The organism is Bradyrhizobium sp. th-b2, assembly GCF_000426785.1.
GTDB classification, from domain to species: Bacteria; Pseudomonadota; Alphaproteobacteria; order Rhizobiales; family Xanthobacteraceae; genus Bradyrhizobium; species Bradyrhizobium septentrionale.
Window position 1 is genome coordinate 132,901 of sequence record NZ_AUGA01000015.1, and the last position, 14,690, is coordinate 147,590.

At 64.2% G+C, this 14,690-nt stretch carries 13 protein-coding genes; 4 read left to right on the plus strand and 9 right to left on the minus strand.

Annotated elements, in window-relative coordinates; all coding sequences use genetic code 11:
- Positions 1-40: 40 nt before the first annotated feature.
- Positions 41-1,054 (minus strand): anthranilate phosphoribosyltransferase, encoded by a 1,014-nt coding sequence (trpD, locus tag K359_RS0119445; protein WP_029080848.1) that lies wholly within the window; start codon positions 1,052-1,054, stop codon positions 41-43.
- A gap of 112 nt (positions 1,055-1,166) precedes the next feature.
- The gene (locus tag K359_RS0119450; protein ID WP_029080849.1) at positions 1,167-3,068 is read right to left on the minus strand and encodes a peptidylprolyl isomerase; all 1,902 of its coding nucleotides are present in this window, start codon (positions 3,066-3,068) and stop codon (positions 1,167-1,169) included.
- A 316-nt stretch (positions 3,069-3,384) separates the two neighbouring features.
- Between K359_RS0119450 and tpiA the strand changes: the two genes are divergently transcribed.
- The gene (gene tpiA / locus K359_RS0119455) at positions 3,385-4,137 is read left to right on the plus strand and encodes a triose-phosphate isomerase (RefSeq protein ID WP_029080850.1); all 753 of its coding nucleotides are present in this window, start codon (positions 3,385-3,387) and stop codon (positions 4,135-4,137) included.
- Between the two features lie 185 nt (positions 4,138-4,322).
- On the opposite strand, the gene K359_RS0119460 is transcribed toward tpiA, so the two are convergent.
- Complete coding sequence (locus K359_RS0119460; protein ID WP_029080851.1) at positions 4,323-4,862, minus strand: GNAT family N-acetyltransferase; 540 nt, start codon at positions 4,860-4,862, stop codon at positions 4,323-4,325.
- A 3-nt stretch (positions 4,863-4,865) separates the two neighbouring features.
- Positions 4,866-5,432, minus strand: a complete 567-nt coding sequence (locus K359_RS0119465; RefSeq protein WP_029080852.1) for an XRE family transcriptional regulator — start codon at positions 5,430-5,432, stop codon at positions 4,866-4,868.
- A gap of 204 nt (positions 5,433-5,636) precedes the next feature.
- Between K359_RS0119465 and secG the strand changes: the two genes are divergently transcribed.
- Together secG and K359_RS0119475 are read left to right on the plus strand one after the other, a co-directional pair.
- Positions 5,637-6,026: a preprotein translocase subunit SecG gene (secG, locus tag K359_RS0119470; protein ID WP_029080853.1), complete on the plus strand. Its 390-nt coding sequence runs from the start codon at positions 5,637-5,639 to the stop codon at positions 6,024-6,026.
- A gap of 167 nt (positions 6,027-6,193) precedes the next feature.
- Positions 6,194-7,825 (plus strand): CTP synthase, encoded by a 1,632-nt coding sequence (locus K359_RS0119475; protein WP_029080854.1) that lies wholly within the window; start codon positions 6,194-6,196, stop codon positions 7,823-7,825.
- A gap of 26 nt (positions 7,826-7,851) precedes the next feature.
- Here K359_RS0119475 and K359_RS0119480 read toward each other — a convergent pair whose 3' ends face one another.
- The 5 genes from K359_RS0119480 to K359_RS0119500 all read right to left on the minus strand — a co-directional run bounded on the left by K359_RS0119480 (position 7,852) and on the right by K359_RS0119500 (position 14,100).
- The gene (locus tag K359_RS0119480) at positions 7,852-8,514 is read right to left on the minus strand and encodes a class I SAM-dependent methyltransferase (RefSeq protein ID WP_029080855.1); all 663 of its coding nucleotides are present in this window, start codon (positions 8,512-8,514) and stop codon (positions 7,852-7,854) included.
- Positions 8,515-8,716: 202 nt separating this feature from the next.
- Positions 8,717-10,096, minus strand: a complete 1,380-nt coding sequence (locus K359_RS0119485; RefSeq protein WP_029080856.1) for a HAMP domain-containing sensor histidine kinase — start codon at positions 10,094-10,096, stop codon at positions 8,717-8,719.
- Positions 10,093-10,767 (minus strand): response regulator transcription factor, encoded by a 675-nt coding sequence (locus K359_RS0119490; RefSeq protein WP_029080857.1) that lies wholly within the window; start codon positions 10,765-10,767, stop codon positions 10,093-10,095. Before K359_RS0119490 ends, K359_RS0119485 begins: the two co-directional genes overlap by 4 nt.
- A gap of 445 nt (positions 10,768-11,212) precedes the next feature.
- The gene (locus K359_RS0119495; protein WP_029080858.1) at positions 11,213-11,566 is read right to left on the minus strand and encodes a hypothetical protein; all 354 of its coding nucleotides are present in this window, start codon (positions 11,564-11,566) and stop codon (positions 11,213-11,215) included.
- Positions 11,563-14,100 (minus strand): arylsulfatase, encoded by a 2,538-nt coding sequence (locus K359_RS0119500; RefSeq protein ID WP_029080859.1) that lies wholly within the window; start codon positions 14,098-14,100, stop codon positions 11,563-11,565. Before K359_RS0119500 ends, K359_RS0119495 begins: the two co-directional genes overlap by 4 nt.
- Positions 14,101-14,356: 256 nt before the next feature.
- Between K359_RS0119500 and K359_RS0119505 the strand changes: the two genes are divergently transcribed.
- Positions 14,357-14,683 (plus strand): NIPSNAP family protein, encoded by a 327-nt coding sequence (locus K359_RS0119505; RefSeq protein ID WP_029080860.1) that lies wholly within the window; start codon positions 14,357-14,359, stop codon positions 14,681-14,683.
- The last annotated feature ends 7 nt before the right edge of the window (positions 14,684-14,690 follow it).

Genomic DNA, 14,690 nt, shown 5'->3' on the forward strand with positions numbered 1-14,690 from the left:
TCTGATTCGAAAAACCGGTTCCCACTTTTTCGGATCATGCTCAGCCGTTGGAAACCGCGACCAGATGCTTGAGCCGCGCCGCGGCCGCGCCGCTGTCGAGCGACTGCGCGCCGATCGCGACGCCTTCCTTGAGGTCCTTGGCGCGGCCGGCCACGATCAGCGCGGCGGCGGCGTTGAGCAGGGCGACGTCGCGATAGGCGCTCGGCTTGCCCTGGAGCACGCTCGACAGCGCAATCGCATTGGCATCGGCATCGCCGCCCTTCAGCGCCTCGCCGCCGACACGGCCGAGTCCGGCGTCTTCCGGCGTCACTTCCGATGTCCTGATCTCGCCGTTCTCCAGCGTTGCAACGAAGGTCGGGCCGGTGAGGGTGATCTCGTCGAGGCCGTCGGAGCCGTGCACCACCCAGACCTTGTCCGAGCCGAGGTTCTTCAGCACCTGCGCCAGCGGCTGCACCCATTGCCGCGAGAACACGCCGACCATCTGCCGCTTGACGCCGGCCGGGTTCGACAGCGGCCCGAGCAGGTTGAAGATGGTGCGGGTGGCGAGCTCGACCCGGGTCGGACCGACATTCTTCATCGCCGGATGATGTGCGGGCGCGAACATGAAGCCAATGCCGGCTTCAGAGATGCAGCGTCCGACGCGCTCCGGTGTCAGATCGATCTTGACCCCGAGCGAGGCCAGCACGTCGGCCGAGCCCGAGCGCGACGACAGCGCGCGGTTGCCGTGCTTGGCGACGGGCACGCCGGCGCCGGCCACGATGAAGGCGGCGCAGGTCGAAACGTTGACCGAGCCGGAGCCGTCGCCGCCGGTGCCGACGATGTCGACGGCCTCCACCGGCGCCTTGACCGGCAGCATCTTGCCGCGCATCGCGCTGACGGCGCCGGTGATCTCGTCGACGGTCTCGCCGCGCACCCGCAGCGCCATCAACAGCCCGCCCATCTGCGAGGGCGTGGCTTCGCCCGACATCATGCTGTCGAACGCAGACGCCGCTTCTTCACGCGTCAGCGTGGCGCCGGTGGCGACTTTTCCGATGATCGATTTCAGGTCGTCCATTCGCTGGCTCAGGGTCTGTTGTTGGAGCTTGATCTCCGCGCGTCGCGTGGTGGCGCGGAGAACCGGCTGTCGCTGCGACAAACGTGGAAAGCGTCTGCGGCCTAGATCATGCTCAATTATTTGCGCCTGTCACCTGTGCGAAGGCTGCCTCGTTGATGGTTACGCCGATATCGGACTCGATCTTGGTGACGTATTGCGCGACCTGCTCGTCGCTCAGCGAGCGCCGCAGCGCCTCGGTGAGCTGCTTGGCCGCATCGGACGTGAAGTCGACCGGCGGCACGGTCACGTTGGTGACGCGGAACACGACCCACTGGCTGCCGCCGGCGGTCGAGGTCTGTCCGTCGCCGTCCTTGGCGGTGCGGAACGCCGCCGCAATCACGCCGGCCGGCACGGCTGGCAGCGAGGCCTCGCGGTTGAAGTTCGCAGCGGTCTCGACCTTGACGCCGGCAGAAGCGGCCTCGTCGGCGAGCTTGGCGCCGCCGTCGAGCTTTTGGACGATCTCGGTCGCCTTGGCGCGCAGCTTGGCGGAGATCTGGTCCTCGCGCCACTTCGCCTCGACCTGGTCGCGGACCTCGTCGAGGCTGCGCTCACGCGACGGCGTGATGCCCAGCACGTCGTACCAGACATAGCCGTTGTTGAACTGGATCGGGTCGTTGTCGACGCCGACGTCGCTGTTGAAGGCCTGCGACACCACGTCGAGGCCGCGCGGAATGTTGGTCGCGAGCTGGCCGTTCGGCAGACGCCCCGAGCGATCGATCGCGTCGATGGTGACGGGGGTCAATTTCAGCTTCTGCGCCGCGTCGATGACGCTGGAGCCGCCGCCGCGCTCGTCTTCCATCTTGTCGCGCAGCTCGGCGACCTTGCTGCGGGCGCGCTCGGAGGCGATCTCGTTCTTGACCTGTTGCGCGAGGCTCTCATAGCTCGGGGTCACGCCGGGCTCGATCTTGCCGACCTTGACCAGCGCCACGCCGAAGCGACCCTGGACCGGCTGGCTGACGTCGCCTGAGGGAAGCGCGAAGGCGGCATCGCCGACGGCCGGATCGAGGATCGCCGACTTCGCGACCAGCCCGAGATTGACGTCGGCCGGATTGAGGTTGCGCTCCTTGGCGATGTCGTCGAACGAGGTGCCCGACGCGATCCGGCCGCGCGCGGCCTGCGCCTCGCCGGCGTCCGGAAACACGATCTGCGAGACTTCGCGCTTCTCCGGCGTGCTGAGCCGATCCTTGCGCTCGTCGAAGATCTTCCTGGCGTCCTCGTCCGACACCGTCTCCCACTTGCCGATTTCCTCGGGCGTGATCGCGACGAAGGAGATCTTGCGGTATTCGGGCGCGCGGAACTGGACCTTGTGGTCCTCGAAATAGGCGGCGAGCGCCTCGGGCGAGGGCGGGTCGATGGTGCCGGCTTGCGCGGCGCCGAGCGTGATGTAGTCGATCGAGCGCTGCTCGTTCTGGAAGCGGGTCAGCGCCTCGACCAGCGATTTCGGCGGCTCGATCCCGGACGAGATGGTGCCGGCGATCTGCCGCCGCAGCCCGACGCGGCGCTGCTCGGCGATGTAGCGGCCCTCGGTATAGCCGTAGTTGCGGATCACGGCCTGGAAGCGCTGCGGGTCGAACTGATTGTTGAGACCCTTGAAGTTCGGATCATTGTAGATCTGGCGCAGCACCTCGGCGTCGGACACGTTGAGACCCATCCGGCGCGCTTCCTCGTCCATCGCGGCCTCGGCGAGCGTCTGCTGCAGCACCTGGCGGTCAATGCCGAAGGCGCGCGCCTGGTCAGGCGTCAACGGACGGCCGAACTGGCGGCCAAGCTGCTGCAACCGGTCGGTATAGATCTGGCGGAACTGCTCGGCCGAAATCTCGGTCCCGCCGACCTTGGCGAAGGTCGACTGGCCAAACCCCTTGAAAATGTCGGCAATGCCCCAAATTCCGAAACTGACGATCAAAACGCCCATCACAACGGCCATAATCGTCTTGCCGAGCCAGTTTGATGAGGCTTTCCGCATTCCTCGAAGCATGGGTCCAACTTGTTTTGCAGGTGGGGAACCGGGTCGTGCCCAAGTGGGAGCAAAAAGTCGGGACCTTTTGTCCGGCAGCAGGGCGTCACCGAATTGAAAATGCTTATAAAGTGGCTCGTGTCCCCCCGCAACCTCGCCCGCGCGGGCGGATTGAAGCGGGTAGAGTCCTGTTTTGACGCGTTTTCTTCACGCGAACCGGTGGCCACTTCGCTCGAAAGCGCTCTGGACGCCGCACGGGATGGGCGAGGGCGGTATCTGGAAGTCGCCGCCCGGCTCTGATAGCGCAAGGGTACGCTTGAACGATGGGAAATCCGACATGACCGACGCCATCCGGCCGCTGATCGCCGGCAACTGGAAAATGAACGGCCTGAAATCCTCCTCTGTCGAGTTCGACGCGATGCTGGCCGGCGCCGGCGATGTCGCCGGGAAGGCCGATCTCTTGGTCTGTCCGCCGGCGACGCTGGTCGGGGCCTTTGCCGACAAGGCGCGCGGCTCGAAGGTCGCCGTCGGCGCCCAGGATTGCCATCCGAAGGCGTCGGGCGCCCACACCGGCGATCTCTCCGCGGAAATGTTTGGGGATCTCGGCGCGGTCGCCATCATCGTCGGCCACTCCGAGCGGCGCGCCGACCATAGCGAGACCGACGCGTTGATTCGGCAGAAGGCGGAGGCGGTCTGGCGCGCCCACCTGACCGCGATCGTCTGCATCGGCGAGACGCGCGAGCAGCGCGACGCCGGTAAGACGCTGGATGTCTGCGGCACCCAGCTTGCGGGTTCGCTGCCCGACGGTTCGACCGCGGCCAATCTTGTGGTGGCCTATGAGCCGGTCTGGGCGATCGGCACCGGCCTGACCCCGACCGCTAGGGATGTCGAGGAAGTTCACAGGTTTATCCGTGGTCAGCTCACCGATCGCTTCAAGGCCGAGGGAAACAAGATCAGGATTCTCTATGGCGGCTCGGTGAAGCCGTCGAACGCGGCCGAACTGATGGCGGTCGCCAATGTCAACGGCGCACTGGTCGGCGGCGCCAGCCTGAAGGCCTCGGACTTCCTCGCGATCGCCGCGGGGTGTTAGTCCAGCTGCCCATCCACGCCGAGCTTTTACACCGTCATCCTGAGGAGGCCGCAACGCGGCCGTCTCGAAGGATCGACGGCCCGGCTGGTGGCCGTGCATCCTTCGAGACGCGCGCAAGAGCGCGCTCCTCAGGATGACGGGATTGGCAGTGTTGCGAAGTCGGGAGCCATCGGCATCTTGCTACGCTACGTAATCTGGCCGGCCGCGGCGCCGATCCGCTTCCAGTAGATCATCGTGCCGGTGAGGCCGCCATGCGGCTTCAGCGCGTAGTCCGGGATGATGCCGCTGAGCTGAAATCCCTGCTTCTCGTAGAGCGGCGCGGCGCCGTCATCGACGGCGGTGTCGAGCACCAGCAGCGTGCGTCCGCGGTCGATCGCAAGCTGCTCGGCGGCGCGCAGCAGTGCGGTGGCGACGCCGCGATGGCGGTGGGTGAGGCGCGTCATCATCTTGGCGATCTCGGCGCGGTGCGGCTGGTTCGGCGGCAGCCTCAACAGCAGCATCACGGTGCCAATCAAATCACCGCCGTCGAACGCGCCGAGCGCGATTCGCTCGCCGCGCGCGGCTGCACCGAGCGAGTCCTGCCAGAATGCGTCGGCGTCACCCGGCGACAGCGGATGCATGAAGCTGACCGAGCCGCCGCTTGCGACGGTCTCGATCAACAGCGCGCAGAGTGCGCTGCGAATCTCCGGCGCATCCTGAAGCGGCTTGATGGCAAAGGGTGACATGCATCAGCTCCGGGCGAGGGCGACCACATAGGTGCAGGAGGCGTTGGTTTCGTTGCCGAAGGTGGTCTCCGCCGGCGGGCCGAAGCCGAGGCAATCGCCGGCAGCGAGCACATGGCGCGTGCCGCTTTCGGTGATGACAAGGCTGCCGTTCAGGACCCAGACCAGCTGGCGGATATGGGCGTAGGACGAGGCGGGAAGGGTGATGGACTGCTTGGGCGGCAGCTCGACCCGCACCAGCTCGACCGGATGATCGGGGCGGCTGAACACCTGACGGCGCAGATAGCCGGTTTCCGGATCGCGCCAGACCGGCTGCATGGCGCCGCGCGACAGCCGTTCGCCCTGGCCCTCGGCGCGCAGCATCAACCCGGCCAGCGTGAGGTCGAAGGCCGAGGCAAGGCGCACCAGCACGACGGCGGTGGGGCTGACTTCGGCGCGCTCGATCTTGCTGATCGTCGCCTTCGAGACGCCGGAGCGTTCGGCGAGGTCGGCAAGTGACCAGCCCCGGCCGTCGCGTTCGAGCCGGATGCGCTGCGCCAGGCGCTGGCTTAGATCGTCTACCAAAGTATCCATTTGTCTATTATAGTGGAATCATTCGGTTCCGATCAAGGCTCCGCCGAGCGCAATCCGCACCGCTTGCGATCATCGCCATTGCGACTATCTCGGGGGTGACAATGCCCGGTGCAATCGTGTAACAGGGCGCGACTTCACGAAAACCCGCAAAGCCGATAGCGCCGTTTGTCTGGCCGCTTGGCGGCTTATGACGGAAGGCTTGCGATGCAGACTGTCGTTATCATTATTCATCTCATGATCGTTGCCGTCATGATCGGCGCGGTGCTGTTACAGAAATCCGAAGGCGGCGGCCTCGGCATGGGCGGCGGCGCCGGCTTCATGTCGAGCCGTGGCACCGCAAATCTGTTGTCGCGGACCACCGCGATCCTCGCGGCCGGCTTCTTCCTCACCAGCCTGTTCCTGTCCTGGTACGCGGGCTACGACCGCAAGCCGAGTTCGATCATCGGCACCGGCGCACCGGCGCAGACCCAGCCGGCCAGCGGCACGCCGATCACTGCGCCGACCTCCGGCGGTGTCCTCGATTCGCTGAAGAAGGCCGACGAGCAGCAGGGCCAGCCGGCCCCGAGCGGCCCGCAGGCGCCACGGTCGCAATAAAGCAGGGTGGCCATGCAGGATACAGCGCTGGTATCCTGCATCAGAAATCCCCATTAGTGCTCTGAAATCGCTTTCAATTTAACGCAACCCACAGCCCGGTGATTTGTTTGCCGGGAATGGCCGATTCGTTTTGCGAATCGCTGGAGTCGGATTAAAGGTAAGGTCCCATGGCGCGGTACATATTCATCACCGGCGGCGTGGTCTCCTCGCTCGGAAAGGGTCTGGCATCAGCAGCGCTCGGCGCTTTGCTGCAGGCCCGGGGCTACAAAGTCCGCCTTCGCAAACTCGACCCCTATCTCAACCTCGATCCCGGAACGATGTCGCCGTATCAGCACGGCGAAGTGTTCGTGACCGACGACGGCGCTGAGACCGATCTCGATCTCGGCCATTACGAACGCTTCACCGGTCGTCCCGCCACCAAGGCGGACAACATCACGACCGGGCGCATCTATCAGGACATCATCTCCAAGGAACGCCGGGGCGATTATCTCGGCGCCACCATCCAGGTGGTCCCGCACGTCACCAACGCGATCAAGGAATTCGTGCTGTCGGGCAATGACGAGTACGATTTCGTGCTGGTGGAGATCGGCGGCACCGTGGGCGACATCGAAGGCCTGCCGTTCTTCGAGGCAATCCGCCAGCTCAAGAACGAGCTGCCGCGGGATCATGCCGTCTACATTCACCTGACGCTTTTGCCGTACATTCCAAGTGCCGGTGAACTCAAGACAAAGCCGACGCAGCATTCGGTGAAGGAGCTGCGCTCGATCGGCATCCAGCCCGACATCCTGCTGTGCCGCACCGACCGCGAAATCCCCAAGGAAGAGCGCCGCAAGCTCGGCCTGTTCTGCAACGTGCGCGAAAGCGCCGTGATCGAGGCGCGCGACGTCGACAACATCTACGCGGTGCCGGAGGCCTATCACGCCGCCGGCCTCGACGACGAGGTGCTGGCCGCGTTCGGCATCACCGCGAAGATTCCGCCGGCGCTGCAGAGCTGGAACGTCATCAACGAGCGCGTCCGCAATCCGGAAGGCGCGGTGACGATCGCGATCGTCGGCAAGTACACCGGCATGAAGGACGCCTACAAATCGCTGATCGAGGCGCTCTCCCATGGCGGCATCGCCAACAAGGTGAAGGTCAATCTCGACTGGATCGAGAGCGAGGTGTTCGAGAACGAGGATCCGGCGCCGTTCCTCGAGCACGTCAACGGCATCCTGGTGCCCGGCGGCTTCGGCCAGCGCGGCGCCGAAGGCAAGATCCGCGCGGCACAGTTCGCGCGTGAGCGTAACGTGCCGTATTTCGGCATCTGCTTCGGCATGCAGATGGCCGTGATCGAGGCGGCGCGCAATCTGGTCGGCATTGAGGAGGCCAACTCGACCGAGTTCGGCCCGACCAAGGAGCCGCTGGTCGGCTTGATGACCGAATGGCTGCGCGGCAATGAGCTCGAGAAGCGCTCGCAGAGCGGCGACCTCGGCGGCACCATGCGGCTAGGCGCCTTTCCCGCGGCGCTGAACCGCGGCAGCCGCGTCTCGCAGGTCTATGGCGGCGCGACCGAGATATCCGAGCGGCACCGTCATCGCTACGAGGTCAACACCGCCTACAAGGATCGCCTCGAGCAGCACGGGCTGCGGTTCTCCGGCATGTCGCCCGACGGCGTGCTGCCGGAGATCGTCGAGTACGAGGACCATCCCTGGTTCATCGGCGTCCAGTTCCACCCCGAGCTGAAGTCGCGGCCGTTCGAGCCGCACCCGCTGTTCGCGTCCTTCATCGAGGCGGCGGCGAAGCAGAGCCGGCTGGTCTAAGCCGGCGCAGGCCGTGACCGCGGCGCTCAGGCAGGGGTGGCCTCGCTCGTCCGGCGCTGCTTGGTGATCGGTGAAACGCCTGCATCGGCCGCCGGCGCGGCGTCGCGCGTGATCAGTCTGTATTGCGGTCGTCGCGTCAGCCGGTACACCGCGGCGGGCGGCACGTTGAGGATGGCGCGATCAACCAGCGTGGCGCGCACGCCGAGCCGGTCGAGGATCGGCCGCGGCACCGGGCAGCGCATCCCGTAGGTGAATTGATAGAACGCGCCGCCGGGACGCATGTAGCTGAACGCGCCGCCGACGATCGAGATCACCTTGCGCGGCGACATGTTGAGCAGCGGCAGTCCGCTGACCACGGCGCCGACCGGCGCGCCGTGGTAGAGCCGTTCCGAGGCCAGCCGCGCCGCGTCCATCCACAGCACGCGCGCGCCAGGAAAACGCAGCTGCAACAGCCGCATGAAATCCGAGCCGTATTCGATCAGCGTGAGATCCTGCTGGCGCACGCCGCGCTTCAACAGCTGATAGGTGAAGGCGCCCGTGCCCGGACCGAGCTCCAGAATCGGACCGCTGTTGGCGCTGATGTCGCGCGTGATCAGTTCGGCGAGCGCGGCACCCGACGGCGCGATGGCGCCGACGCGGCCGGGGGCCGCCATCCACGCCGTGAAGAAAGAGATGAGATCATGTGACATTAGGATTCCCAGCAAAGTGACATCACGCTTCTGTTCAGTTGCGAAGCGTGTTGTCTTGTTTACGGGGTCTGCATTGCGACAACATTGCGCGATGTTGCCAGAGCCCCGTTCCGATTGAATCGGAACGGGGCTCTAGATTCTTATCTTGACGCGTTTTTCTTCACGCGAACCGGTACCCACTTTGCTCGAAAACGCTCTGGTGTCACGACGCGAACGGAGCCGGCGGTAATGTCATGCGGAAGCACGCGCCGCCTTTCGGTCCGTCAAGCACGGAGACGTGACCGCCGTGCAGCCTTGCGATCTCGCGCACCATGTTGAGCCCGAGACCGGCGCCGCGGTCGAGCGGCGCAAGCCGGTAGAACGGATCGAAGATCCGCGTGCGCTGGTCCCAGGGAATGCCGTCGCCTTCATCTGATACGTCGATGGTCGCGGCGCTGCCGACATGGATCGTGATGGTGCCGCGGCGGCCGCCATGCTGGATGGCGTTCTGTACCAGATTGGTCAGCGCGCGCTCCAGCGCAGCGCGGTCGCCAAACGTTTCGACCCGATCGGTTGCAGTATCGAGCGACAGTTCATAGCCGGCCGCAATCGCGAGCGGCGCGAGGTCGGCTGCTACGTTGCGCGCGGCGGCGACGAGATCAACGCGGACGAACGGATTGCGACACTGGTCGAAGCGCTGGATGTCGAGCAGTTGCTCGGCGAGCGTCGCAAGACGCGCGGAGTCCTTGAGCAGGCGGGTTTTCTCAGGCCCCGGCGGCAGCGATTCCAGCCGCGTGTTGAGGATCGCGATCGGCGTGCGCAATTCATGTGCCGCGTCCGCGACGAAGCGCTGGTGGCGCGAATAGCCGTCGTCGAGCCGCTTCAGCGCATCGTTGACGGCGGTCACCAGCGGCGCGACCTCGAGCGGCAAATGGTCCGCCGACAGCCGGCTGCCGCGCTGGCGGAAATCGATCCGGCGTGCCTCGTCGGCGGCGGTGTCGAGGCCCGAGAGGGCGCGCTTGATCACCATCGGCGTGGCCACGAAGGTCGCGGCGGCCATCAGCAGCAAGCCGGGCACGGTGACGACGAGGAAGGTGAGGGAGGCCGCGAACAGCGCCTTGGCGCCGGTCATCCGTCCCTGCGTCGCGGTGATGATCTGCACATTGCCGGCATCGGTGTTGACGCGCTTCATGCGCGCCGGCGGCTTGCGCGGATCGTCCTCGAACATCTGCCAGCCGAGCCGCGCCTGGCTGATATGGTCGAGCGCCCTGCCGATCTTGCTGAACTCGTCCGGGACCTTGGCCTCGGAGAGCGTTTCGCCCTGGCGGTCGCGCACCAAGAACCAGAGGTCGGGCGCTTCCTCGCGCAGCTGCTTCAGCTCCGCGGTCGGACGCAGCACCAGTCTGCCGTTAGCGTCGCGCCCGAGCGCCCATTGCACGACGTCCACCACGCGGTCCTCGTCGCGCTCGATGACGGGCAGGCCGCAGGCCCACAGCGCGCCGACCACCAGTGCGATGATGGCAATCAACAACGTGGCCTGCAGCGTCACCAGCCGCCAGCTCAACTTCGAACGCAGGCAATAGTGATCCGCCGCTTCGCTCATGATACCTGCTTCAGCAGATAGCCGACGCCGCGGATGCTGTGGATCTCGACACCGGCGCCGCTGTCGGCGAGCTTGCGCCTGAGGCGCGAGACATGGGCATCGAGTGCGTTCGACTGGATCTCGTCCTCGAAATTGTAGACCGCTTCCTCCAGCGTCGCGCGCAGCACGGTGCGGCCCATGCGGCGCAGCAGCGTCTCCAGCACCAGCAGCTCGCGTCGCGGCAGCTCGAGCGGGTGGCCGTCGACGCTGGCCTCGCGATGGGCGCAGTCGAACGCCACGCGTCCGGCCCTGATGATCTCGAGCTGCAGCCCGGCGGGACGGCGCAGCACGGCGCGCAGCCGCGCCAGCAGCTCCTCGACGGCAAACGGCTTGGCCAGATAGTCGTCGGCGCCGCTGTCGAGGCCGGTGATGCGGTCGGCGAGGTCGCCGCGCGCGGTCAGCACGATGATCGGGACGCCGTCGGCCTTGGCGCGCAGCTTCGGGATCAGCGTCAGGCCGTCGCCGTCCGGCAGCTGGCGGTCGAGCAGCACTGCGCCATGCACCTCGGCGCAAATCGCCTCCTCGGCCTCGGCAAGGTTCGGCACATGGTCGACCACCATGTCATAGCCCTTCAGCGCCTGCGACAGCGCGGCCGCCATTTCGGTCTCGTCTTCAACCAGCAGTATCCGCATGTCCTCTCAGTCCTGCACCGGAACGGTCGGTGCTAAAGCACGATGAGGTCATCGCGCTTTAGCCTCTTGTTGAGCATGATCTCCACGCAAACGCTTCGCGTTTGTCGCGAGGGAAAGCCGCTTCGCACTTTTCCGGATCATGCTTTGGCCGAGTAACATTGCAACAACATTGCGGAAATGGTCCGCCTGCCGCGAGCAGGGGGCCATGTTGTCAGCAAATACGCGAAAAGCAGCCGGAAATTTGAGGTTCTACGGCGCGAGATGTATCAAACAGCTTATCCGGCCGAATTGGAACTGTTCATTTCCGCTATGCGTCCGCTTTGACGGCGATTTCAGCAATGGGGCCACAACCGGACTCATGCACCGCAGCAATCGGCGACCTCTTTCGATTACTTCGCAGGCGTGGCCAACGTTGATGGCTCGCAAGACTGGTCCTCATCGCCCCTTAGCGCAAGTCGCGTCGCGGTCGCGTGACGTCACGTATGAGGAGCGCAGTCAGGATCACGTGTAGAACAACCACTGGCCACAGAAGGACACCGGTCAAACTACCTGCGAAACCCAGGTAGGCCAGATACAGCGTGCACAACACGCTGTAGCTCAGCATGCCGATAAGCGGCGGACCAGGCCAGCAGGCGATCCCCAAGGCAATCAGAGCGATGCCAGCCACGCGTGCTACGGGCACTCCGACGCCGGTAATTTGCTCGCCCAGCAACAACTGCCCGACGAATGAGGGAACGATCAGCAACGACAACCCCGTAGCGGCCTCGCCGATGGCCGCGAAGGTCAACGCCCTTTTCATCGCTTTCCGCCACTGGCTCCTTGCATGGTGCCCTTCGGTGCTTCAATCGGATCCGGTTCCGGCGCTGCCATTGGCGCCAATTCTGCCCTCGGCTCAGTTACGGCCTTGGTTTCCGGTTCGAGCTTGAACCTCAGCTTGTTGATCTTGCCGGTGAACTTGAACGGTGGATCGTAGCGATACTCGATCATCGCCACTCCGGTGCGGGTGTCCTGGCCGATGTCGAATGTCTCGTCCTCCGGAAACGTGATCGGCGTGCCGTGTTCGATGGATTTCCGGTCTACTTCCTTGCCGTCCACCGAGAGTATGCCTGTGCCCCCCTTGCCAAGGCCCGGACCATCAGACTTGAAGTCGAAGACGATGGTGTGCTTGCCCGCGCCCAATTCGGACCCGGACCAGATCGTGCGCTTGAGGTTGAGCAGGTTGTAGATGAAGACCGGTTTGCCCCCGCGGATGCCCGCAATACCCTTGCTCAGGAAAAGCCCGTAGCCGCCGAAGCGTCCGCCTTCGGTAACGATCATGCCTTCCGCGCCGCCCTTCGGAATCTCGAATTCGGCAGTGATCGTGTAGGACTTGTTGAGGATGCTCGGCGCCGCGCTGGCCGGCACGCCGGTTAACTCACCCGAATAATTGAAGGTCGTTTGCCCTGCCGTAAGGCTCGGTCGCGGTGTATTCCATCGCAGGAGGGTCGTGTTGTCGAGCGGCAGCACGTTGTACTTCTTCGCCTCGACATCGAAGAGGACCTGCATTTCCTTGACCTTTTCCGGCATCTGCGCGGCAAGGTCATTGAATTGAGTCGGGTCTTCCTGGACGTTATAGAGTTCCCACTTGTATCCCGTGATCACATCCGGCGGGGGCGCGCTGCTCAGTTCCCAGGGAAGCGTGATCGGCGTCGTGCACGCAATCCAGCCGTCGCTATAAATCGAGCGATTGCCGAGCATCTCGAAATATTGGGTCGTGTGCGTCGACTTGGCATTGGCATTCGCCTTGTCCCATGTGTACGCCATACTCACCCCTTCCATGGGGCTCTGCTTGACGCCGTCGATTGAATCGGGCTGCGAAATGCCGGTTGCCTCGAGGATGGTCGGGGCGATGTCGATGACGTGATGGAACTGGCGGCGGATGCCTCCCACATCGTTGATATGGCCAGGCCAGGACATCACGACGCCTTGGGCAGTCCCGCCGAAATGTGACGGCACTTGCTTGACCCATTTGAACGGGGTGTCCATCGCCCACGCCCAAGGTGCGGCAAAATGCGGGAAGGTCTTGTCCGAGCCCCAAAACGGGTACCAGAGGTACTGAGCCTTTACCGGCACCGGGACGCCATTGAAGGTCGTGAACTCGTTGGGAGTACCGTTGATCATGCCTTCGGCGCTCGCGCCGTTGTCACCGCCGATGTAAATGATCAAGGTGTTGTCAAGCTCTCCGAGGTCTTCTACCGCCTGGATGACCCGGCCGATCTCATTGTCGGCGTAAGCGAGGTAAGCGCCGTAGACATCGGCTTGCCTGATGAAGAGCTTCTTCTCCAGCAAACCGAGTGAGTCCCACTGCGGCAATTCTTTCGGCCACGGCGTCAGCTTGGCGTTTTCGGGCATGATGCCCAGGCGCTTCTGGTTAGCGAAGATCTTCTCGCGCACCTTGATCCATCCATCATCGAACAAGTGCATATCGCTGATCTTCTTGATCCACTCCGGCGTGGGATTATGTGGGGCATGGGTGGCGCCGGGAACGTAATAGACAAAGAACGGCTTGCCGGGCGCAATCTCCTTGAGTTGCTTCATGTGTTGGATGGCCTCGTCGGCCATGGCGGTCTCCAGGTTCCAGCTAGGATTGCCCTGGAAGGGATAGATGGCCGTCGTGTTGCGAAACAGGTTCGGCTGCCACTGGCTGGCGTCGCCGCCGACAAAACCGTAAAAATACTCGAATCCCATGCCGTTGGGCCATTGATTGAAAGGCCCTGCCTGACTCGACTGGAACGAAGGTGTGTTGTGGTCCTTGCCGAACCACGAGGTGGCGTACCCGTTCGCCTTCAGGATGGTGCCGACGGTGCCCTTCTCGATCGGGATGATGGAGTCGTAACCCGGGAATCCCGTCGATATTTCGCCGACCACGCCGAAGCCGACCGAATGGTGATTGCGGCCGGTGATGATCGCCGCCCGCGTCGGTGAGCAGAGCGAGGTAGAATGAAAATTGGTGTAGCGCAGCCCCTGCGCGGCGATGCGGTCCATCGCGGGCGTAGGAATGACGCCGCCAAAGGTGCTCGGTGCACCGAAGCCCTGGTCGTCCGTCATGATGAGCAGGACATTGGGCGCGCCCTTCGGCGGCACGACGCGCGGCGCCCACCACGCAGTAGATTCCGAGGCCTTTTCCCTGATCACGCCACCGAATTTCGGGTCGGGCGGCGGAAGTTGTTGTCCAGTGATCGTAGTGGTGGCGCCGGGCGTACCCGGGACACCGGTGATCTGTTGAGCCAGTGCCGAGGTACAACTGAGTGCGAGAAGACTAACGCTCGCAAAGATGCGATGACTGATTTTCATGGCGGAAACCTCCGGTTGGAAGCTGGCCTTTGCAAAACAACAGGTCGCGTGTTCGATAGAATAATCGCATTGAGCGGACCGACTTTGAGCTAGGTCAAACCACTGGCTTGGACAAAAAGGCCACGGTTGATGCTCGTTGGGGGGCAAAGGCGGTCATCGATTGGGGTCGGCAACGCTGCCATGTTGTCACCCCCTCAAGACAGCCCGGAACCGGCTGGCTATAACCCCCCGCACAACAAATCTGGGAGGACCGCCAATGATCTACGAGACCCGCGTCTATCGCTGCCTGCCGGGCCGGCTGCCGGCGCTGCTCAAGCGCTTTGAGACCATCACGCTGAAGCTGTGGGAGAAGCACGGCATCAAGCAGGCCGGCTTCTTCACGACGCTGGTCGGGGAATCCAACCAGGAACTGACCTATCTGCTCGCATGGGAATCGCTCGCCGAGCGCGAGAAGAAGTGGACCGCGTTCCAGAGCGATCCGGAATGGATCACCGCGCGCGCCAAGACCGAGGAGGACGGCCAGATCGTTCTCAACATCGTCAACCAGCTGCTGGTGCCGACGTCGTTTTCGGCGGTCAAATGAGGCCAGT

Coding starts and splice junctions, on each gene's coding strand:
- K359_RS0119495 (WP_029080858.1), bottom strand. CDS start 11,566: ATGAAAAGGGCGTTGACCTTCGCGGCCATCGGCGAGGCCGCTACGGGG.
- K359_RS0119465 (WP_029080852.1), bottom strand. CDS start 5,432: ATGGATACTTTGGTAGACGATCTAAGCCAGCGCCTGGCGCAGCGCATC.
- K359_RS0119490 (WP_029080857.1), bottom strand. CDS start 10,767: ATGCGGATACTGCTGGTTGAAGACGAGACCGAAATGGCGGCCGCGCTG.
- K359_RS0119500 (WP_029080859.1), bottom strand. CDS start 14,100: ATGAAAATCAGTCATCGCATCTTTGCGAGCGTTAGTCTTCTCGCACTC.
- K359_RS0119485 (WP_029080856.1), bottom strand. CDS start 10,096: ATGAGCGAAGCGGCGGATCACTATTGCCTGCGTTCGAAGTTGAGCTGG.
- K359_RS0119480 (WP_029080855.1), bottom strand. CDS start 8,514: ATGTCACATGATCTCATCTCTTTCTTCACGGCGTGGATGGCGGCCCCC.
- K359_RS0119505 (WP_029080860.1), top strand. CDS start 14,357: ATGATCTACGAGACCCGCGTCTATCGCTGCCTGCCGGGCCGGCTGCCG.
- K359_RS0119450 (WP_029080849.1), bottom strand. CDS start 3,068: ATGCTTCGAGGAATGCGGAAAGCCTCATCAAACTGGCTCGGCAAGACG.
- trpD (WP_029080848.1), bottom strand. CDS start 1,054: ATGGACGACCTGAAATCGATCATCGGAAAAGTCGCCACCGGCGCCACG.
- K359_RS0119475 (WP_029080854.1), top strand. CDS start 6,194: ATGGCGCGGTACATATTCATCACCGGCGGCGTGGTCTCCTCGCTCGGA.
- secG (WP_029080853.1), top strand. CDS start 5,637: ATGCAGACTGTCGTTATCATTATTCATCTCATGATCGTTGCCGTCATG.
- tpiA (WP_029080850.1), top strand. CDS start 3,385: ATGACCGACGCCATCCGGCCGCTGATCGCCGGCAACTGGAAAATGAAC.
- K359_RS0119460 (WP_029080851.1), bottom strand. CDS start 4,862: ATGTCACCCTTTGCCATCAAGCCGCTTCAGGATGCGCCGGAGATTCGC.